Annotated in this window: 12 protein-coding genes; 6 read left to right on the plus strand and 6 right to left on the minus strand. The window is 66.4% G+C overall.

The window, feature by feature from the left end; genetic code table 11:
• Nucleotides 1–14: 14 nt before the first annotated feature.
• The 3 genes from IB261_RS13600 to IB261_RS13610 all read left to right on the plus strand — a co-directional run bounded on the left by IB261_RS13600 (nt 15) and on the right by IB261_RS13610 (nt 3,616).
• Nucleotides 15–827 (plus strand): OmpA family protein, encoded by an 813-nt coding sequence (locus IB261_RS13600; RefSeq protein WP_192382834.1) that lies wholly within the window; start codon nt 15–17, stop codon nt 825–827.
• A gap of 199 nt (nt 828–1,026) precedes the next feature.
• A complete protein-coding gene (locus tag IB261_RS13605) occupies nt 1,027–1,818 on the plus strand; it encodes a hypothetical protein (RefSeq protein ID WP_427871383.1) in 792 nt (263 codons plus the stop codon).
• Between the two features lie 331 nt (nt 1,819–2,149).
• Complete coding sequence (locus tag IB261_RS13610; RefSeq protein ID WP_192382832.1) at nt 2,150–3,616, plus strand: class I SAM-dependent methyltransferase; 1,467 nt, start codon at nt 2,150–2,152, stop codon at nt 3,614–3,616.
• Between the two features lie 57 nt (nt 3,617–3,673).
• On the opposite strand, the gene IB261_RS13615 is transcribed toward IB261_RS13610, so the two are convergent.
• The 3 genes from IB261_RS13615 to IB261_RS13625 are packed head-to-tail and all read right to left on the minus strand — an operon-like array spanning nt 3,674 to nt 9,410.
• Nucleotides 3,674–5,095, minus strand: coding sequence for an efflux transporter outer membrane subunit (locus IB261_RS13615; protein WP_192383237.1), 1,422 nt, complete (start codon nt 5,093–5,095; stop codon nt 3,674–3,676).
• 5 nt (nt 5,096–5,100) lie between these two features.
• On the minus strand, nt 5,101–8,232 hold the full coding sequence (locus tag IB261_RS13620; protein WP_192382831.1) for a multidrug efflux RND transporter permease subunit: 3,132 nt from the start codon (nt 8,230–8,232) through the stop codon (nt 5,101–5,103).
• Nucleotides 8,233–8,258: 26 nt separating this feature from the next.
• Nucleotides 8,259–9,410 (minus strand): MexC family multidrug efflux RND transporter periplasmic adaptor subunit, encoded by a 1,152-nt coding sequence (locus IB261_RS13625; RefSeq protein WP_192382830.1) that lies wholly within the window; start codon nt 9,408–9,410, stop codon nt 8,259–8,261.
• A 196-nt stretch (nt 9,411–9,606) separates the two neighbouring features.
• Between IB261_RS13625 and IB261_RS13630 the strand changes: the two genes are divergently transcribed.
• A complete protein-coding gene (locus IB261_RS13630; RefSeq protein WP_151186908.1) occupies nt 9,607–10,167 on the plus strand; it encodes a TetR/AcrR family transcriptional regulator in 561 nt (186 codons plus the stop codon).
• 91 nt (nt 10,168–10,258) lie between these two features.
• Nucleotides 10,259–11,704 carry a SulP family inorganic anion transporter gene (locus IB261_RS13635; protein ID WP_192382829.1) on the plus strand — a complete coding sequence of 482 codons (1,446 nt, stop codon included), beginning with the start codon at nt 10,259–10,261 and terminating at the stop codon, nt 11,702–11,704.
• A 260-nt stretch (nt 11,705–11,964) separates the two neighbouring features.
• Here the strand turns inward: IB261_RS13635 and IB261_RS13640 are convergent, their stop codons facing one another.
• Nucleotides 11,965–16,527, minus strand: a complete 4,563-nt coding sequence (locus tag IB261_RS13640) for an autotransporter outer membrane beta-barrel domain-containing protein (RefSeq protein WP_192382828.1) — start codon at nt 16,525–16,527, stop codon at nt 11,965–11,967.
• 154 nt (nt 16,528–16,681) lie between these two features.
• Here IB261_RS13640 and IB261_RS13645 point away from each other — a divergent pair, with 154 nt between their 5' ends.
• Nucleotides 16,682–18,403 carry a response regulator gene (locus IB261_RS13645; protein ID WP_192210912.1) on the plus strand — a complete coding sequence of 574 codons (1,722 nt, stop codon included), beginning with the start codon at nt 16,682–16,684 and terminating at the stop codon, nt 18,401–18,403.
• Between the two features lie 6 nt (nt 18,404–18,409).
• On the opposite strand, the gene IB261_RS13650 is transcribed toward IB261_RS13645, so the two are convergent.
• Nucleotides 18,410–18,616, minus strand: a complete 207-nt coding sequence (locus IB261_RS13650) for a hypothetical protein (RefSeq protein ID WP_151186913.1) — start codon at nt 18,614–18,616, stop codon at nt 18,410–18,412.
• A gap of 48 nt (nt 18,617–18,664) precedes the next feature.
• Nucleotides 18,665–20,413, minus strand: coding sequence for a ShlB/FhaC/HecB family hemolysin secretion/activation protein (locus tag IB261_RS13655; RefSeq protein ID WP_192382827.1), 1,749 nt, complete (start codon nt 20,411–20,413; stop codon nt 18,665–18,667).
• Between the last annotated feature and the right edge of the window lies 1 nt (nt 20,414).

Below are 20,414 nucleotides of genomic sequence, written 5' to 3' on the forward strand. Positions count from 1 at the left end.
TCGAGGTTTATCAGATGTTCGAGCAATTCAAACTGGGCGGCCTGAAGCTGGCCCTCGCGGCATCCGCGCTGACTGCGCTGGCCGCCTGCGGAACCGTCAGCGACGTCGACTCGGCAGGGCATACGCAGCAGCCGGTGTTCCCGGCGATGAACGATGCCAGCCTTCCCGAAGGCAGTTACGTCAACCTGGAAAACCTGGGCAAGATGCGTCCGGGCATGACCAAGCATCAGGTCCAGGACCTGCTGGGCCACCCTCAGTTCTCTGAGGGCATGTTCGGCGTGCGTGAGTGGGACTACATCTTCAAGTTCCGTCAGGCCGAAGGCCAACCTGACAAGGTCTGCCAGTACAAGGTGCTCTACGACAAGGACCACATTGCGCAGTCCTTCTACTTCCTCCCGGCAGATTGCCAGCAGGCGGCCCCGGCGCCGGTGCCGGCACCCTCGCCGGCGCCTCAACCCAGGGCGCGGACACTCAATCTGGAGGCAGATGCCTCGTTTGCCTTCGGTAGCGCAGTGCTGCGTCCGGAAGGCAAGGCGAAGCTGGATGAGCTGGCCGAAGGCCTGAAGAGCGCCGAAGTCACTTCAGTGGAAATCGTCGGCTACACCGATCGCATCGGTAGCGTGCAGAACAATATCCGTCTGTCCCAGGCGCGGGCCAATGCGGTGCGCTCCTACCTGATGCAACACGGTATCTCCGGAGCGCTGATCAGCGCCGAGGGGAGAGGGCCTGCTCAACCGCTGGTCAATTGTCCGGGAGCATCGACACCCGAGGTCATTGCCTGCCTGGCGCCTAACCGTCGCACGAGCGTGGCGGTTCAGGCGAACTGAGGCTGAGGCGCAGCAGCGGCCAGCTGTTGCGCCTTCCTTACTTCTGGCACCCCTCTCTTTTTCTCTTCTCCAGCTCCTGCCTGCCATGATCCTTCGATACTGCGTCCTTGCTCTTGCCTTGAGCTCCCTGGCCTTGTCTGGCTGCGGGGAGCCGCACCCTGCTCAACCCTCGGGAAGCGCTGCCGTTCATCGCAACTGGTTGAGTCTGCCCGCCTTGCCGTTGGTGCAGGGCGCCGTGCTCGCGCTGGCGCCTCGGCTGGACAATGGCCTTACGGCGGAGTTGATGAACCAGATCTGCGGCCTGGCGCGCGGCGACCTGTCACAGGATCAGGTCAACCAGTTCCTGGCCGATCGAAGGCTGGACGCCGCGCCAGGGCAGGATCGCAACCCGGCTCTGGTGCTGCTGAAAAACGGTGACCGGGCGGGGCAGGCCACCCTTTGTGCCGCCTACCTGGCGGGCAGCGTGTTCAGTACGGCCGATCTGCAGCCATTTCTGGAGGCGAGCGCAGGCACTACTCACGCTGCCGATGGGAAAGCCAACCAGCCGGAGGCGACGGCGAGCCAGGACAGCGTGACGATGCTGCTGTCAGTACGGCTCGCCGTTGCCCGCGCCAATGCCGATGTCTTTGCATTGATCGCCAGCGAAATGCAGCGGCGACCCGGGCTGACGCCCCTGGAAGTTCGCGAGCAGGTGCAGCAGCTTTTCAGCCGCCTGGCGCCAACCTATCTGGCACGTATCCGTGCCCGCTTTCAGGCGCCTGGAACAGTGCTTCAACAGATTCGCCTGGACAAGGAGACGCTTGTTTTCAGCTCCTCCGATGGCGCCGATTTCGTGCTGGAAAGGGGGCAGCTGCGGCTTCGCCAGGACGGCGTGATGATCTATGGCGACGGTCGCCTGCATGGCCTGATTCGAACATTGCAGGTGGCTTATTTCGACGCTCAGGCGGCGGCGTTGCTGACATCCTCTGACATGGCTGTGCCGGACAATTGATCGCCTGGAGCCGGCGCCGCGGTACAAACCGGATGACGCAACGGCTCTGCGCGTTTGCGGGAGGACGAATCAGAAGCCTCAGTACGGAAAGCCTGGGTGTGGACGAATGTCCTGTCAGAAATATCCTTAATCGACTTTGGGCGGCGGCTTCGCGGCGGGCAGAGCGGCAGAATGCGCGGCAGTCTTGTCGATGCGCTCGGCAAGCTCGTATTCCGACTCAATAGGCCATTCTTCCGTGTCCGTATCCGCCGCATCGCAGCCGTCTTCCTACGCCAGTTCCCTGCAGCCATCTTCGAATTGCCATCCGCATACCGCTCCCGAGCACCTGGCCGTGCTGGCCTGGCTGTTCGGCCTGGAGCCGCCGAGCGTGGGAACCGCACGGGTACTGGAGCTGGGCTGCGGGAGCGGCGCCAACCTGCTGCCTTTTGCGACCCGAAATCGCCGCGCAAAGGTGCTGGGAATCGACCGATCGGATGACGCTGTCGAGTCGGGCCTGCAAGCGGTGCGGCAGCTGGGCCTCAACAACGTGCGGCTACACGCTGCCGACTTGGGTGAGATCACCGGGGAGCTGGGCCAGTTCGACTACATCATCTGCCACGACCACTACAGCCATCTGTCTTCCCAGGAGCGTCGCGCTGTAGCGCGTATCTGCAAGGAAAACCTCGCCGCCAACGGGATCGCCTACGTCAACTTCAATACCTACCCGGGGTGGAAATCCCGTGAAATGGTGCGCGATGCCATGCTGTTGCGCCTGAGTGGCCGCGTACCGGGTGTGCAGGAACTGGCCGAGGCGCAGGGCATGTACGACTTCCTGAAGCGCTGGGCGCATCTGGGGGGGAATGCGCTCAAAGGTGCGGTGGAGGAGTGCGAGTCGCTGCGCGGAGATCCTGCGCGTTTGTCCACCTTCCTCGAGCCCAGCAATACTCCGTTTTACCTGACTGACTTTGTACAGCGCTTCGAGCAGCACGGCCTGGCCTATCTGGCCGATACCCGTGCCGCCGGGATGTTCATCAACCATTTTCCCGAGGGCGTTCAGCAGGCGCTGCTCAGCGAGTGCGGGAACAGTCAGGTCGCCCTTGAGCAGTACTTCGACATCCTGACCAATCGCAGTTCCCGCCAGACACTGCTGGTCCACGCGGAGCAGGCGGACGCGATTCGCTACCGGTTGGCCCCCGAGCGGTTGGCGAAGCTGCACGTCACGGCGCGCTTCGAGTGCGAAGGGGCGGTTCAGCTGGACGACAGCGAACAGTCTTTCCGGGTGGCTGACGGCCGTCGCGTCGGCCTGCGTGGCGCAGCGATGAAAGTCGCTGCATACCGCCTCAACGAGGTTTGGCCTCGGACGCAGAATCTGCCGGCTCTACTGGCGTACGTCGAGCAACAGCTGGGGAGTCTGCCGCCCAACGCCGACGCGCAGTTGTTGGACCTGTTCGAGCACATTGTGGTGTCCGACTTTGGGCGTTTCCGGCTCTCAGCCGTGGTCGGCGGGCCGGGGGCGGCAGGGATGCCACGGGTCGACCCGGAAGTCATTGCCTACGCACAGCTGTCGGGCTGTATCGAAGGAAGCGTCACGTTCAACCCCTGGCACGAATCTGTCACGCTGGATGCATTCTCGGCGTTGCTGCTGCCGCTGCTGGACGGATGTCATACCCAGGATGAATTGCTCGAGGTCATTGCTGACGCCGTTGCAGAGGGGCGTCTCGGGTTCCTGCGCGACGATCGGCCGATCACCGATCGGGCAGAGCTGGGCAGGGTCGGTGTTCTGCATCTGCATCGGGTGCTGGAGTCGCTGCTGGCCTGACGGGCAACCCATGGACCCGAGTGGTCAGGTCCATGGGCTGCTACAGCTGCAGGCCGATCAGCGGTGGGCAGCGAGTTCGTCCTTGCCCCAGCCGCCGCCGAGGGCGCGGAACAGGTCCACCAGGGCGATCTGCCGTTGGGTGCTGGTCTCGATGTAGGCCGACTCGTTGACGAAGTTGCTGCGCTGCGCGTCGAGGTAGCGCAGGTGGCTGTCGACGCCGCCTTCGTAACGCGCCTTGGCCAGTTTCAGGGTTTCGTTGGTGGTGTTGGCCAGAGCCCGCCGTGCGGCTTCCTCGCGGCGCAGGGTGTCGGTCGCTGCCAGCGCGTCGGCCACTTCGCGGAACGCCGTCTGGATGGTGCCTTCGTAGGCGGCCACGGCGGAGTCCTTGCGCACCTTGGCCAGGTCGAGGTTGGCGCTGTTGCGGCCGGCATCGAAGATCGGCAGCGACAGGGTCGGCACGAAGCTCCACGAACGCGAGCCGCCGTCGAACAGCCCGGACATCTCTGCGCTGGAGGTGCCGAAGCTGCCGGTCAGGCTGATGCGCGGGAAGAACGCCGCGCGGGCCGCGCCGATGTCGGCGTTGCGCGCCTTGAGCACATGTTCGGCGGCGAGGATGTCCGGGCGCCGCTCGATCAGCTCCGACGGGGTGCCGGGCGCGATGTCCTGGATCAGCATGGGCTTGTCCTGCGGCACCTGCGGGATTCGCTTGGCCGCGTCGGATGTGCCGAGCAGCAGCACCAGGGCATTGAGCGCCTGCTGCTTCTGCCGCGCATTGCTTTCCAGCTCGGCGCGGGACTGTTCGACCAGCCCGAGCGCTTCCTGATAGTCCAGCGCCGTGGCCGCGCCTGCGGTGCGCCGCTGGCTGATCAGGCTCAGTGAATCCTCGCGGCTTGCCAGGGTCTGCTCGGTCAGCTGCAGGCGGCGCTGGGCACCGTCGTAGGTGAGATAGGCCTGGCTGACCTCGGCGATCAGCGCGATGCGCGCACTGCGGGCGGCTTCCTCGGTGGAGAGGTACTGCTCCAGCGCGGCGTCGGTCAGGCTCTTCACCCGGCCGAACAGGTCCAGCTCGTATTCGGGCAGCGCGAGGCCGACCTGGTAGCTGCTGCTCACCGCCGAGCTACCGCTGTTGGACAGGTCAGCCGGCAGCCGCTGGCGGTTGCCGTTGGCGGCGCCGTTCAGGCCGGGCACGCGGTCGGCGCGCTGGATGCGGTACTGTGCGCGGGCCTGTTCGATGTCCAGAAGGGTCTGGCGCAGCGAGCGGTTGTTGTCCAGGGCGACGTTCACCAGTTCGCGCAGTTCGCTGTCGACGATGAAGCTCTGCCAGTCGAGGTTGCTGGCCGCGGCACCGGGCTGGGCGGCGGCGCCGCTCCAGCTCTGTGCCACCGGTGCTTCGGGGCGCTCGTAGGTGGGCGCCATGGAGCATCCGGCCAGGACCATCGCCAGCAGCAGGCTGCTGACGGTAAAGGCGGGTGTGCGCAGGGTGGTCATTGCGCGGCCTCCGAGGGTTGATGCGCAGGTTTGGGCTGGCGACGCAGCAGCGATAGCAGCCAGACGAAGCAGATGGGCACGAAGATCACCCCCAGCAGCGTGGCGCTGAGCATCCCGCCGATCACCCCGGTGCCGATGGCGCGCTGGCTGGCGGCGCCGGCTCCGCTGGCGACCACCAGCGGCACTACGCCGAGGATGAAGGCCATGGAGGTCATGATGATCGGGCGGAAGCGCAGGCGCGCGGCCTGGATCGCGGCGTCGCGCAGGCTGTGGCCCTGTTCCCAGAGTTCCTTGGCGAACTCGACGATGAGGATCGCGTTCTTCGCCGCAAGACCAATGATGGTGATCAGGCCGACCTTGAAGTACACGTCGTTGGGCAGCCCGGTGACCGTCACCGCCAGCACCGCGCCGAGGGCGCCGATGGGCACGATGAGCATCACCGATAGCGGGATCGCCCAGCTCTCGTAGAGCGCCACCAGCAGCAGGAACACCACCAGGATCGCCAGGGCGAACAGTTGGGTGGCCTGGCCGCTGGCGACCTTCTCCTGGTAGGAGAGGCCGGTCCACTCGTAGCCGATGCCGGCCGGCAGCTCACTGACCAGACGCTGCATTTCCGCCATGGCTTCGCCGGTGCTCACGCCCGGAGCGGCGTCGCCGGAGATGCGGATCGACGGGTAGCCGTTATAGCGCGCCAGCTGCACCGGGCCTTTTTCCCAGCGGGTGCTGACGAAGGCGGACAGCGGCACCAGCTCGCCGGCGCTGTTGGGCACGTAGAGCTTGAGCACGGCTTCCGGGGTCATCCGGTCGCCTTGTTCGGCCTGCACCACCACGCGCTGCTGGCGACCCGCGTTGGCGAAGTCGTTGATTACCGAGGAGCCGAACGCGGTGGACAGCGCGCTGCTGATGGACTCGAAGCTGACGCCCAGGGTGCGTGCCTTCTCGCGGTCGATCTCCAGGCGCAGCTGGGGAGCTTCGGCGAGGCCTTCCATCATGGCGTAGAGGATCTTCGGGTTGCCGTTGGCTTCGCCGAGCAATTGGTCGCGGGCCGCCAGCAGCGCTTCGCGGCCGAGGCCGGCGCGGTCCTGCAGGCGCAGCGAGAAGCCGCCGGAGTTGCCCAGACCGTCGATCGGCGGCGGGGTCACGGCCATGATCGCGCCGTCGCTGATGCCGGCGAAGCGTTCGTTGATCGCCGCGGTTTCCGCCTCCGCGGACTGCGATTTGTCACGCACGGACCAGTCCTTCAAGGTCGGGAAGGCCAGCGCGGCGTTCTCGCCCATGCCGGAGAAGCTGAAGCCCATCACCAGGAAGGACGAGGCCACGGCCTCGCGGGACTTGAGGAACTGCTCCAGCTCCTGGCCGGTGACGTCGGCGCGCGCACGGGTGGCGCCCGGCGGCAGCTGGATGTCGACGATCATGTAGCCCTGGTCTTCCACCGGCACGAAGGATTCCGGCAGGCGCAGGTAGCTGTAGCCGAGCAGGGCGACGATGCCGGCGTAGATCAGCATGTAGCGCCCGGCACGTTTCACCAGCGCGGTGTTGAGCCGCGTGTAGCGTTCGGTCAGGCGGTTGAAGCCACGGTTGAAGGCGCCGAAGAAGCCGCGCTTCTCGTGGTGACCTTCGGGGATCGGCTTGAGCAGCGTCGCGCACAGCGCCGGAGTGAAGGTCAGGGCGAGGAAGCCGGAGAACAGGATCGACACCGCCAGCGACAGGGAGAACTGCTGGTAGATCACGCCTACGGAGCCAGCCATGAATGCCAGCGGCATGAACACCGCCGACAGCACCAGGGTGATGCCGATGATCGCGCCGGAGACCTGGCCCATCGCCTTGACCGTGGCGGCGGCCGGGGAGAGGCCTTCCTCGGCCATGATCCGCTCGACGTTCTCCACCACCACGATGGCGTCGTCCACCAGGATGCCGATGGCCAGCACCATGCCGAACATGGTCATCATGTTCACCGAGAAGCCCAGCAGGTACATCATCGTCAGCGTGCCGAGCAGGCACACCGGCACCACGATGGCCGGGATCAGGGTGTAGCGCACGTTCTGCAGGAACAGGAACATCACCAGGAACACCAGCACCATGGCTTCGATCAGGGTGTGGATCACCTTCTCGATGGCCACGTCGACGAAGCGCGAGGTGTCGTAGGGCACCGAGTACTCGACGTCGTCGGGGAAGTTCACCGACAGCTCGGCCAGGCGCTCCTTCACCAGCGCGGCGGTCTGCAGCGCGTTGGCGCCGGGGGAGAGCTGGATGGCACCGGCCACGGTGGGTTTGCCGTCCAGGCGCGCGGTGAAGTTGTAGCTCTCGCTGCCCACTTCCAGGCGCGCGACGTCGGCGAGTTTGACGGTGGAGCCGTCCGGGTTGGCGCGCAGGACGATGCGGCCGAATTCCGCCGGGTCGTCCAGGGTGCCTTTCACGGCCAGGGTGGCGGTCAGCTCCTGCTCGGTGCTGCCGGGGGAGGCGCCGAAGCTGCCGGCCGGCACCTGCACGTTCTGCCCGCGAATGGCGTTGCCCACGTCATCGATGGACAGCCCGTAGCCGACCAGCTTCTGCGGGTCGATCCACACGCGCATGGCGGCTTCGGAGGAGAAGAACTGCAGCTTGCCGACGCCTTGTACGCGGCGCAGCTCGTTGTTGATGTTGCGCGCGGCGTAGTCGCCCAGGGCGGTGGTATCGGTGCGCGCGGAGCCTTCCTTGTAGTTGAGCGCGTAGATCAGCAGGAAACCGGCGCTGGTCTGCTCGACCTCCAGCCCCTGGGTGAGCACGGCCTGGGGCATGCGCGCCTCGGCCTTCTTCAGGCGGTTCTGCACGTCCACCTGGGCCAGCTCCGGGTTGGTGCCGGGCTGGAAGGTGACCACCACTTCGGCCATGCCGTTGGAGTTGCTGGTGGACTCGAAGTAGAGCAGACCCTTGGCGCCGTTGAGCTCCTCCTCGATCACGCTGGTGACCGAGTCCACCAGTACCTGCGCGGAGGCGCCGGGGTAGGTGGCGGTGACGGTGATCTGCGGCGGCGCCACGCTGGGGTACTGGGCCACCGGCAGCAGCGGGATGGCCAGCAGGCCGGCCAGGGAAATGAACAGCGCCACCACCCACGCGAAGTTGGGGCGCTTGATGAAGAACAGTGACATGGGAATTCCTCGCGGCGATCCTCGCCTTACTGGCGCGACGCCTGCTGTTGCTGCTGGGCGTGACGGGCTTCGACCTTGGCGCCCGGCTGCAGGCCGGTGAGGCCGCCGACGATGACCTGGTCGCCGCTGGCCAGGCCCTGGCTGATCTGCCAGCGCGAGCCTTGCATGGCGCCGGTCTGCACCTGGCGGGTCTCGACGCGGCTGCCTTCGCCGATCACCAGCACATGGGCGGTGCCATCGGTGGCGCGCTGCACGGCGCGTTGCGGCACCAGGATGGCCTTGGCGTCGGTGCCTTGCGGGGCGGTGACGCGCACGTACATGCCCGGCAGCAGCAGGCCGTCGGCGTTGTCGAACTTGCCGCGCAGCGAAACCTGGCCGGTGCCACGGTCCACCGAGATATCGGTGAACAGCAGTTCGCCCTGGCGCTCGTACTGGGTGCCTTCGACGCGCAGGCTCAGGGCCTGGCTCTGGCCGGCGGGGAGGTTGCCGCTCTTGAGCGCTTCACGCAGGCGCAGGGCATCGGCCACCGGCTGGGTGAAGTCGGCGTAGATCGGGTCCAGCTGCTGGATGCGCGCCATCAGCGTGGCATCGCCTTGGCCGACCAGAGCACCTTCGGTCACCAGCGCACGACCGATGCGCCCGGAAATCGGGGCCTTGACCGAGGCATAGCCCAGGTTCAACCGTGCCGTTTCCAGGTCGGCCTGGGCCGAGCGCACCGAGGCCTGGGCGCTGCGCAGGTCGGCGGTGGCGGTGTCGAAGTCCTGTTGGCTGACCGCTTCGATCTTCACCAGTGGCTCGTAGCGCTTCACCCGTGCCTGGGCTTCCTGCTGCGCGGCCTGGGCCCGCGCCAGTTCTCCTTCGGCGCGGGACACGGCGGCTTTCAACGGCGCCGGGTCGATCTGGAACAGCAGGTCACCGGCCTTCACGTCGGCGCCTTCCTCGAAGCGCTTCTGCACCACGATGCCCGCCACCCGCGCGCGCACTTCGGCGACGCGCATCGGCTCGATACGACCCGGCAACTCCGAGGTCAGGGTGAGAGGCTCGGTCGCTACCGCCACCACATCCACCGGGCGCGCCGCCTCGACAGCTGCCGGCGGCTCGCCGGATTGTCCGCAACCCGCCAGTGCCAGCGCTGTCACCAGCGCACTGATTGTCCCTACTGCACGCAACCTGCCCATGTTTCACCCGGGGTCTGTCTTTCTAAGAGGTTGCGTATGATCTTTCCGAAGCTAAAATGAGTCAATATTGACTCATGTGAAACAAGTGTGAGCAAAAGTGTCATTTCCTTTGGTAGGTTGGGACTTTTTCTGCACAATGCAGCTATCCCACCCTTTCCCTTGACCCTCTGACCGGTCACCGACCCGAGGCCCGCTGATGTCCCTGACTGCCCATGATGAACGACTCCTCAAGGCGCTTGCCGCCGCCATCGTCGACCGCCCGCGGGCGACGCTGAAGGAACTCGCAGAGTCGGCAGGGGTGAGCAAGGCGACGCTGCACCGCTTCTGCGGCACGCGCGACAATCTGGTGGAGATGCTCATGAGTTACGGCGAGCGTGTGCTCAATCAGGTCGTCAGCAATTGCGAGCTGGAGAGCGCCGAGCCGCTGACGGCGTTGCGCAAGTTGATCCAGGAGCACCTGACGCACCGCGAAGTGCTGGTCTTCCTGATGTTCCAGTACAGCCCCGACAGCCTTGACCCGTGCATGGACGGTCGCTGGCAGTCCTACAGTGATGCGCTGGATGCCTTCTTCCTCCGCGGCCAGCAATCCGGCGTGCTGCGCATCGACGTGACGGCTGCGGTGTTCACTGAGCTCTTCCTGTCGATGATCTACGGCATGGTCGATGCGGAGCGGCGCGGGCGCGCGGCCAGCTCCAGTTCGGCGACCGTGCTGGAGCAGCTGTTCCTGAACGGCGCAGCGGCGCCTGCCAAGGCCTGACGCACTTCCATGCGGGATTAGCGGGTGGTGGCTGGAAGTGGTTTTCCGTACCATTGCCGGCCCTTCGTGATCCCCGCTTCCGAGTAGAAAAATGAAACCCGCCCGCCTGCGTGCCGATGTCCTGGCCGGACTCACCACGTCCTTCGCGCTGGTGCCCGAGTGCATCGCCTTCGCCCTGGTCGCCCACCTCAACCCGCTGATGGGGTTGTACGGCGCCTTTATCCTCTGCACCCTCACCGCGCTGTTCGGCGGGCGCCCCGGCATGGTGTCCGGCGCCGCCGGCTCGATGGCGGTGGTGATCGTCGCGCTGGTCGTGCAACACGGCGTGCAGTACCTGCTGGCGACCGTGCTGCTGGGCGGGGTGGTGATGATCCTGTTCGGCCTGCTGCGCCTGGGCAAGCTGGTGCGGATGGTGCCGCACCCGGTGATGCTGGGCTTCGTCAACGGCCTGGCGATCGTCATCGCCATGGCCCAGCTCGAGCATTTCAAGGACGCTGAACACTGGCTCAGCGGCAACCCGCTGTACGTGATGCTGGGGCTGGTAGCGCTGACCATGGCTGTGGTCTATGGGCTGCCGAAGCTGACCCGTGCGGTACCGCCGGCGCTGGTGGCAATCCTGGGTGTCGGGCTGGCGGTCTACCTGCTCGGCCTGCCGACCCGCACACTGGGCGACATGGCGCACATCGCCGGTGGCCTGCCGCAGTTCGCCTTGCCGGACATCCCGTGGAACCTGGAAACCCTGCGGATCATTGCGCCATACGCCTTCCTCATGGCCATGGTCGGCATCCTGGAAACCCTGCTGACCCTCAACCTCACCGACGAGATCACCGAGACCCGCGGCTTCCCGGACCGCGAGTGCGTGGCCCTGGGCGCGGCCAACATGGTCTCCGGTGCCTTCGGCGGCATGGGCGGTTGCGCGATGATCGGGCAGACCGTGATCAACCTCAGTTCCGGCGGCCGCGGTCGGCTTTCCGGCGTGGTGGCGGGAGTGATGATCCTGCTCTTCGTGCTGTTCCTCTCGCCGCTGATCGAGCGCATCCCGCTGGCGGCGCTGGTGGGCGTGATGTTCGTGGTGTCCCAGCAGACCTTTGCCTGGGCTTCGCTGCGGGTGCTGAACAAGGTGCCGGTGAGCGACGTGCTGGTGATCATCGCGGTGACCGCCATTACCGTGGCCACCGACCTGGCTACCGCGGTGTTCTGCGGGATCATCCTGGCGGCGCTGGATTTCGCCTGGAAGCATGCCCGCGAACTGTACGCAGACATCCATGACGAGGCCGATGGCAGCAAGCTGTACCGCGTCCACGGTACGCTGTTCTTCGCTTCCACCACGCCCTTCCTCAACCAGTTCGACCCGGCCGGCGACCCGCAGCAGGTGACCCTGGACTGCGCGCACCTGAGCTTCGTCGACTATTCCGCCATCGCCGCGCTGATGACCCTGCGCGAGCGCTACAGCAAGGCCGGCAAGCACCTGCGGGTGATGCACCTGTCCGAGCGCTGCAAACAGTTGCTCAAGCGGGCCGGCGCGCAGCACGCCTGAGTTGCGGAGCGGGCTGGCAGGGTTGTGTGTTTTGTAGGATGGCGTGGAGCGAAGCGATACCCATCGATCCCTGCGCCAGCAGCATGGATATCGCTGCGCTCCACCCATCCTGCGGTCCTGTTTGTGGACCAGAAGCGGGCATAGCACGTAGGGCGGATAACCCGGAACGGGTTATCCGCCGATACCGCGTCGGCGGATAACGCTGGCGCGTTATGCGCCCTACGGCCCTGTTTGCGGACCGGGCATGGGCTTGGCGAGCTTCAGAACTTCACCTTGAAGCCCAGGATGCCCTCGTAGCTGCGCCCGTCGCCGTCCAGGGCGCGCTGGTAGCCCAGCGAGCCAGTGACGCTGGTGCGGTCGTTGAGCTGGTAGTCCACGCCCAGGTTGAGTTCGCCCCAACTGCCGTTCATGTCGGTGCCGAAGGGGATGTAGCCGTCCGCCGAGGAGAACTCGGTCTTGGCCTTGCCCTTGAACTCGTGCCACAGGCTGGGACGGACCCAGACGCTGGTGCGCTGTTGCTTGCCGTGGTCGTCCTCGCGGAACCAGTCCTTGTCGACGCGCACGCCCAGGCGGCCGGTCAGCGAATCCACATCTTCGAAACGCACGTCGGCGGCGTCGTCATGGCTGTCATCGAGTTTCAGCTTGCTGACGATCAGTTGGGCCTGCGGCTCGACGTGCAGGGTCTTGTCGGAGTCGAGCTTGAACGGGTAGCCAGCCTCCAGCGAGGCGGTGATGCCGTGGCCGCGGGTCTTCAGCGAACCGGCGTCGTTGGCGCGCGCCTTGAGGTCGAAGCGGTTGAACTGCACGACGCCGTCCAGGTACCAGCCTTCCGGGCCGAAGTGCGTCCAGTAGCCGCCTATGCCGTAGGAGCGCAGGGTGTCGTCGCCGGCGTCCTGGCCATCGGTGTGGTCGACGCTGCCCTTGATCCGCCCGGCCTGCAGCGAGAGCCCGGCCTGGTCGGTGCTGCCGTCGGTGTCTTCGCTGCGGTAGAGGTCCGCGCCGACCTGGAAGGCCTGAATGCGATAGTCGTAGTCCGCGCCATTGCCCAGTTTGTCGGAGCCTTTCTGGTGAATCAGACGGCCCCAGCCCAGGGATGGGCCGTAGCTGTCCACTTCCTCGCTGGGCAACGGATCGTTGACGTTACGGCGTTCCTCGCCGACCCGCTCGTGCAGGGTGTCGACCAGGGCGCGGCTGTAGTTCAGCGCCATGGCGGGGAGGGCGCTGTACAGCGAGGTTTCGGCGCGGTAGTTGGGCCGGGAGGACGGTGCCGAACGCTCCGGCGCGACCGGCTCGACAGGTGTCACCGGTGTCGTGGGATCAACCGGGCCGACAGGATCAACCGGATCGACAGGGTCAACCGGATCGACAGGGTCAACCGGACCGACCGGATCGACCGGCGCCGCTTCCTGGTTCGAGCGCAGGTACCAGGCCTCGCCGTTGCTGTCGTCCAGGCTGGCCCGGTGCAGGGTGTATTCGTAGGGGCCGGCCTTGACCCGGTTGAGCAGGCGGAAGGCATCCGTCTCGGTGGTGCCGCCGTTCACCGCGTCCACCACCTTGATGCCGTTGCCCTGGGTCAGGGCGCCGGGACCGCCGGCATTCCTGATCAGCAGGTTGCTCTCGCCGTCGGCCTTGCCACCGTCGATCACCAATTGGTCGGAGGGTGAGTCGTCCTTGTACAGGTAGGTATTCAGGGCGAGGGTGCCGTTGGCGCCGTGGTAGTCGTTGCTGGTGAGCTTCTTGTAGCCGCCGTCAGCGCTGAAGTCGATCAGGCTGGCGCTGTTGGTCAGACTGCTCAGGTTGGAATCACCGGTGAGCTGCCACAGGCTGCTGTCCCGCAGGGTCACATCGGAATGGCTGCCCGTGGCAGTTTTCGCCGAGCCGCTGACCAGCGAGGTCGAGAGATCGATGCGGGCATTGCCGGCAGCGGCATCACTCTTGCCCACACCTTGCCACTGGCCGGTTCCCATGTCCGGGATGCTGTTGCCGTCGCTGGCGATCGCCTCGTCGACGCTCAGCCACTGGCCGCTACCGCCCGCCAGGCTATGGCTGAGGGCGATATCGGCGGCACCGGCAGTGGCGATGGTGGCGCCGTCGCGGTTGCTCAGCGAGCCGTGGTCGATGCTGATCCTTCCCGGTTGTGCATCGGTGCCCTGGGCGTAGAGGGCTGCGGACTGATCGCCGGTGGCGTTGACCACGAGGCGCTCGGCATCGACGCTGCCGGCATTCTTGGCCACCACGCCGTGGCCCAGTGCGCCGCTGGTGCCGACGCTGACATTGTCCAGCTGCACGCTGGCGGTATTGCTGGCCAGCACGCCGAGGGCCTGTTCGCCGGTGGTGGCGACGGTGCTGTTGAGGGCGCTCAGCGCAGCGCCGGATTCGGCACGCAGCCCGTGGGACTGGATGCCGTGGGTGGCGACGCTGGTATTGCTCAGGTCCAGTGTCGCGCTATCGTCCTTGTACTGCCGGCTGACCAGCACCCCCGTGGCATGGTCGCCGAGGGTTTCCACACTGACGTGGTCCGCCGTCAGGCTGACCGCGCCGGGCTTGATCGAGCCGATGCCGGCGTAGAGGCCGACGGAGTATTCGCCCTCGGTCTTCACGCTGAGGTTATCGAGGATCATGCTGCCGCCGTCGTCCACCGCCGCGCCGTAAGCCTGCGAGCCCATGGTGCGCACACTGGTGCCGTCGGCCATCAGCAAGGCACCGGGATTGCGCGCTGCCAGGCCGTGGGGGAAGGTGAGGTTGCCGGCGGTTGGCGAGCCACTGCCGGTGGTGGTGACCGATCCGCCGTGGACGGTCACGGTGGCGCCCAGGTCGGCGATGATGCCCATGGCGTTGTCGTTGCCGTGGGTGGTGACGGTCACGTCGTTGACGGTCAGTGTCGACCCCGGCGCTGCGGAGGAGGAGCTGCCGGCGCCCAGCGCGGTGGAGTAGTTGCCGGAGGTGGTGACGCTGCCGTGTTCCACGACAACATCGGCGCCTTCGCGCACCTGCACGCCGTAGCTGGTTTTCTGTGTGGTGCGCACATCGCTGGTGGTCATCTTCAGCGTCGAGCCGGCGCCTTCCACCAGTACTCCGGGGGACCAGGGCCCGGCGCCTCCGGGTTGAGCGTCGACCGAGACGCTGCTGTTGTCGAGGGTGGCGTGGCCGCCTCCGGTGACGTTCAGGCCGATGGCGCGATTGCCGTCGACCGCGATGCTGGAATTTGCCACGCTGCCGGTGGAGCCGGCACCTTCGATGGACACACCATGGCCGTAGTTGATGCCGTGCACATCCAGCGCGATGTCGGTCAGGCTCACCGCGCCGCCGCCCATGGCCCGCGCCCCGGCGGCCGGGTTGACGACGCTGCCGGCGCCGTGCACCGAGACACTGCCGCGACTCAGGCTGACGCTGCTGCCGGTGCCTTCTGCGCGTGCACCGCCAACGTTGCTGCCAGTGCTGAGGATGTTGCTGTCAGCGGCTTCGATGGTGCTTCCACCTGTAGCGTGCAGGACAGCCGTCGTCGTGGTGCTGGTGGCATTGCCGCTGACGTTGATCTCGCTGTGTCCAAGGCTGATGTGCGCGCCGTCTTCCGCGCGGGCGGCACTGGCGCTGCCTCCGCCTATGTTCAGCAGTGCGTCATCGGCCTCGATGCGGGTGTTGGCGCCCGTCGCCAATAGCCCGTGACTCAGGCTCAAGGGATTTTCATTGTCCACCGGCGAGGCGACAGACACCGCGGCGCCGCTGGTGCGGATCTCGCCGCCGCGCATTTCCACCTGGGCACCCTCGCGCGCCCAGACTCCCACGGCGCCCTTGCCGCTGGTGGCTATCTCGCTGCTGTCGATGGCGACCTGGGTAGCGCTGCCAGCGGCCAGCACGCCATGGCCATAGCCGCCGGCGGTGCTTACATTGCTGTCAGTGAGGCGGACCTGGGCGCCGTCGTCAGCGCGTACGCCATAGGCGGAGCCGTTGCTGGTGGTCACGTCGATTCCCTCGGCGGACAGCGAACTGCCGCCACCCACCTGTATGCCGTGGGCCCCACCAGTGCTGCTGTTGCGCGCGCCGCTGGTGGCAATGGCGACGCCGTCCAGGCTGGCGCTCGCGCCGTTTTCCAGTGACAGGCCGACCGCGCCCCAGGACTGGGTGATGACCGAGCCACCGGACATCTCCAACTGCCCCCCGTCGACGACCACTCCGCGGTTGTTGGTGCCTTTGGCGCCGCCGCCGACCAGTATGTCGGTATCGGTCAGGCGGGCTTCGCCATTGACGTCGATCTTCATTCCGGTCAGTTCGTTGGCGGTGATGGCGACTCCGGCGGTGGTCTTCGGATCGAGTGCGATGCTGCTGCCGGTCATCCGCAAGGTGTCGCCGGCAGCGACGTGCACGGCGGTCTGTCCCTTGGCCGCCGCCGCGCTGGTGGCGCTGCTTTCGATGCGCCCGCCGGCATAACCCAGGTTGCCGTTGCCGCTGGTCCGTATCCCGCTGGTGTTGGCGGCGGCCAGGCGGATGGTGGTATCGGCATGGTCGCCGCTGACGATGCCGGCGTTGCCGGCCAGCGTCACGCTGATCGGCGGCGGGGCGCCCAGCAGGCCCACGCCGGCGAAGGCTTGCGGTGCTTCGTGGGCGGCCTGCAAGGCGATGTCCAGGTAGGAGGGATGCGGCGGGTCGAAGAGCACGCCGGCTTCGGAGGGTTGGTTGAGGTCTTCGGAATCGGTCTCGGCGACGTTGTCCTCGGCTTCGGCGCGGATGATGCGCAGGCCGAAGGCGCTGGCCAGCACGAGGCTGATGGCTTGGGCCAGGCGGGAGTGGCTGAGACCGGAAAGGAAGGGCTGGTTGGCTTTCATGGCAGCCTCCAGGAGGCAAGGAAAAATTGCCGCCAGTCTCCGGGGAGCGTCCGTTGGTGAATGTCGGAGCCGCTGTCATCAGCTTGTAGGAGTGACTCCCGCCTTCAGGGCTGGTCTACGCTGGTAGCGGGACAAGCAAGGAGGGAGACAGGGAATGAGTACCATCCTGCTGGTCGACGGCCAGCCGGTGCTCCGTGACGGGGTGCGCGCGCTGGTCAGTCGTGCCGGGCACCAGGTGATCGGCGAGGCGGACAACGGCCAGGATGCGCTGACGCTTTGTCGCGAACGGCGCCCGGACGTGGTCATCATCGAGTTGGCGATTCCGCGCCTGGGCGGCCTGGATGTGCTGCGTCGCCTGCGCGCCGCGATGGATGGCGTGCGCCTGCTGGTGTTCAGCGCGCAGGAGCGTGAGGTTTATGCCGGCCGTGCACTGCAGGCGGGCGCGGATGCCTTCGTCGGCAAGGACGAGCCGGCCGCCGAGCTGGAGAAGGCGCTGGCCGCCGTGCTGCGCGGGCGCAGCTACTTCCCGCGCGGAGCCACGCAAGGGCCGAAGGCGACCGACGCCGATGGCCGGGCGGAGCTGGAACGCCTCTCCGGCCGCGAGCTGACGGTTCTGGAAATGCTTGGCCGGGGGCTCTCCAATAAGGAGATTTCCGACCAGCTGAGCCTGAGTTACAAGACCATCAGCACCTACAAGATGCGCCTGCACCAGAAGCTCAATGTCAGCAGTGACGTGCAGTTGCTGCAGGTGGCGCAGAGCCTCGGGCTGCTGGCCGCGGAAGGGACGACCGTGGCGCCGGCCGATCCGCAGCTCGAGCATGAGCTGGGCCTGCTGCGCGCATTGCTCGATGCTACGCCCAACCCCATGTTCGTGCGGGATATGGATAGCCGCCTGCTGCTGTGCAACCTCCCGTTTCTCAACCGTGTCGGCAGGACTTTCGAGGAAGTCCGTGGCGGGTGTTTCGAGGATGCCCACTGGCTGTCGCCATCGTTGCGCGAGCGCACGGCGCAGCGCTATCGCGAGGCGGTGCTGCGCGAGGAGCCGATCGCCGAGGAAATATCGCTGGATGATTCGACCATCGTCGGCACCTACTTCGCCTGGTGCGTGCCGCATCGCTCCGCGGATGGACGGATGCTGGGAATGCTCGGTGGAATGCTGTCCCTGGACGAGCGCGACGAGCAGTTGGCGGAGCTGCGTAGCGGCCTGTTCGAGAGCCGTTATCGCAGCCATCTGAAGACCAACCTGCTGGCCAGGATCGTGGCGGATTTCCGTGAACAGCTCGGTGGGCTCGATGCCTCCGTGCGGCGATCCGGCGAAGAGGACGTGGTCACGTTGGCGGACGTTGAACTGGAGGCTTCGCGCGGGGGCCTGCAGTCGATGCTGGCGAGCCTGCGCCAGCTGGATGCCCTGCTCGACCTGCAGCACCATGTGGCCGAGCGGGTCAGTGAGGCGCACGAACTGGGCCGGCTCACCGAGGAAATCCTGCAGCCCCAGCGCGCGGAGCTGCAGGCTGCCGGTTACCGGCTGGATCTCGGGCCGGGGGTGCTCAGCCTGAGGAAGGTCTGGATCGACGCGGGCTACTACCGCCAGTTGCTCGAAGCCTTGATCGAGGCGGTGCCACGTAACCCGGACCACGCAACGATCCGCCTGCAGCTGAGCAACTGGCGGTATCTCAAAGGGCTCCTGCGCCTGCGTATCGAGGTGTCACCCTGGCAGTGCCTGGCAAGGCTCGTGGACACCGGCGAGCCGGCGAGCTGGGCGCGGGCGCGGGTACAGCGGATGGTGCTGTTGTTCCATGGGGAGTTGTCGCAGCTGGAGGGCGAGCAGGGCGAAGGCCTGTTGCGCCTGGAATTCGACCTGCCCCTGGTCATCTGAGCTGACTCAGTGCTGCCGTTCGTTCATCTGCTGGTAAGCGTCCTCCAGGGCCTCGGCGTCCAGCAGCAGCTGGCGGGCCGCGCAGCGCATGCGGCGGTTCAGTTCCTGGTTGGCGATCAGCGGCGCCAGCTCGCGCAGGAGTTCGGCGGCCACTTCGTTGTTGAAGGCGGTGGAGCGTACGCTGCGCAGCGTACGCAGGTTCTGCTGTGACATGGAAACCTCCGGGGGGAGGCGGCCGGATAGGCGGCCGCCCGTCGTGGTTCAGAACAGTTTGAGGAAGTTGAGGTAGAAACGCGGCGCCTTGCCGTTGTCGTCGTCCAGTTCCTTGGCCGAGACCGAGCGGGTCAGCGGGAAGGCGACCTCCGGCGAGACGTAGGTGTCCTTGAACACCTGCAGGTGCGCGCCGAAGCCGGTGGAGGACAGGCTTTCGCTGCTGATCCAGTTCGGCTCCTCGCTCCACACCTTGCCGAAGTCCCAGAAGGCGTAGTACTGGGTCGGTACGGCGTAATCCCGGAAGGTATGGAGGCGGTTGTACTGCAGCTCGGCTTTCACCGCGAAGCCCTTGTCGCCGGTGATTTCCGACGGGTCGTAGCCACGGCCGAACTCGCTGCCGCCGACGCCGAACTGCTCGGGCGAGAGCAGCGTCTGGCCGAACGAGGTCTGTGCAGTACCGGCAATGTACAGATTCATGCCGTCGATGATCTTCGAAAGGTCCTGCAGACGCTGGGCGTCCACCTGCAGCTTGGTGAAGTCGGTCCTGCCGCCCTCGCGGGATGGGTTGGCGCGGTCTTCCTGGCTGGCGCCCATGATCTTCAGGCCCTTGCTCAGTTCGGCCTTGACCAGGTTCTTGCCGCCGAAACCGTCGAAGAAGTCGTAGCTGGCGCCGAGTCGGATGGCGCGGAGGCGGTCGTCGCTGGACGGCGGGTTGTGCGGATCGTCCAGGTACTCCGACTTGCCGTTGTACCAGGTGAAGGCCGCCGAGGTCTTGAAGGTCTGGTCGCGCTGGCGGACCCACGGACGGGTGATGCGTACCGCGAAGGTATCGCCGGAGCTGTTGGCGTCGAGGAAGGAGTAGGTGTCGGCATGGCCGTCGTTGTGCTGGGCGAGGAAGCTCACCACATCACCCTGGCCGCCCACCGGCAAGTCGTACTGGCCTTCGAAGAAAGTCATCTTGTCGCCTTCCACCGACCGCCCGGCTCGGATGCCCAGGTGGTCGCCACGGCCGGTGAGGTCGTTGACGCCGACCCCGCCGTAGACCTGCCAGGGCCCGAAGTAGCGGCTGTCGCGGTTGTCGAAGCCGAAGAAGCCTTCGTACTTGCGCACCTGGTTTTCGACGATCAGGTCGGTGCCTTGCTCCACCGGCGAGGCGGCGAGGGTGGCACGGCTCTGCTGGCCGGACAGGTCGTTCATCAGCAGCAGGTTGCGCTCGAGTGTGGCGCTTTTCGGCGGCACTTCCTGGCGGATGTTGTCGGCGTAGCGCTGCACGGCCTTGTTGTTGTCGCCCTGCAGTTTCACTTCGTTGACCCGGCCCTCGAAGACCTGGATCAGCAGTTCGCCGTTTTCCAGGCGCTGTTCGGGCAGGTAGGCGCGGGCCAGCAGGAAGCCGGCCTGGCGGTAGCGCTGGGTGATTTGCGCAACCACCGCGTTGACTTCGCCGAGGGTGACGCGGTGGCCTTCGAGCCTCGCGGTCAGCGACGCGAAGGCCTCGGGGGCGTAGAGCGTGGTGCCACGGATGATCACCTTGTCGACCTGGAAGCGCGTGGTGTCGTTGGGGTTCACCACCATCTCGGCTGGCGGGCCTTCGGTTTCGGGGACGACCACGGTGTCCGGCAGTTGCAGGGTCGAGGGCATCTGCGTGGAGCTTTCACGGCCGCCGTCGGGTCGGGGGATTTCCACCCGGCCGGGGTCGAGCTGGGCCCGCGGCCCGGCGAACGCCGGGGCCTGGACCAGCAACAGGGCAGAGCACACGGCGACCGCCAGGATGTGCAGTTTCGAAGGAATGCCTTTCATG

Source organism: Pseudomonas sp. PDM20 (assembly GCF_014852575.3).
Classification (GTDB): domain Bacteria; phylum Pseudomonadota; class Gammaproteobacteria; order Pseudomonadales; family Pseudomonadaceae; genus Pseudomonas.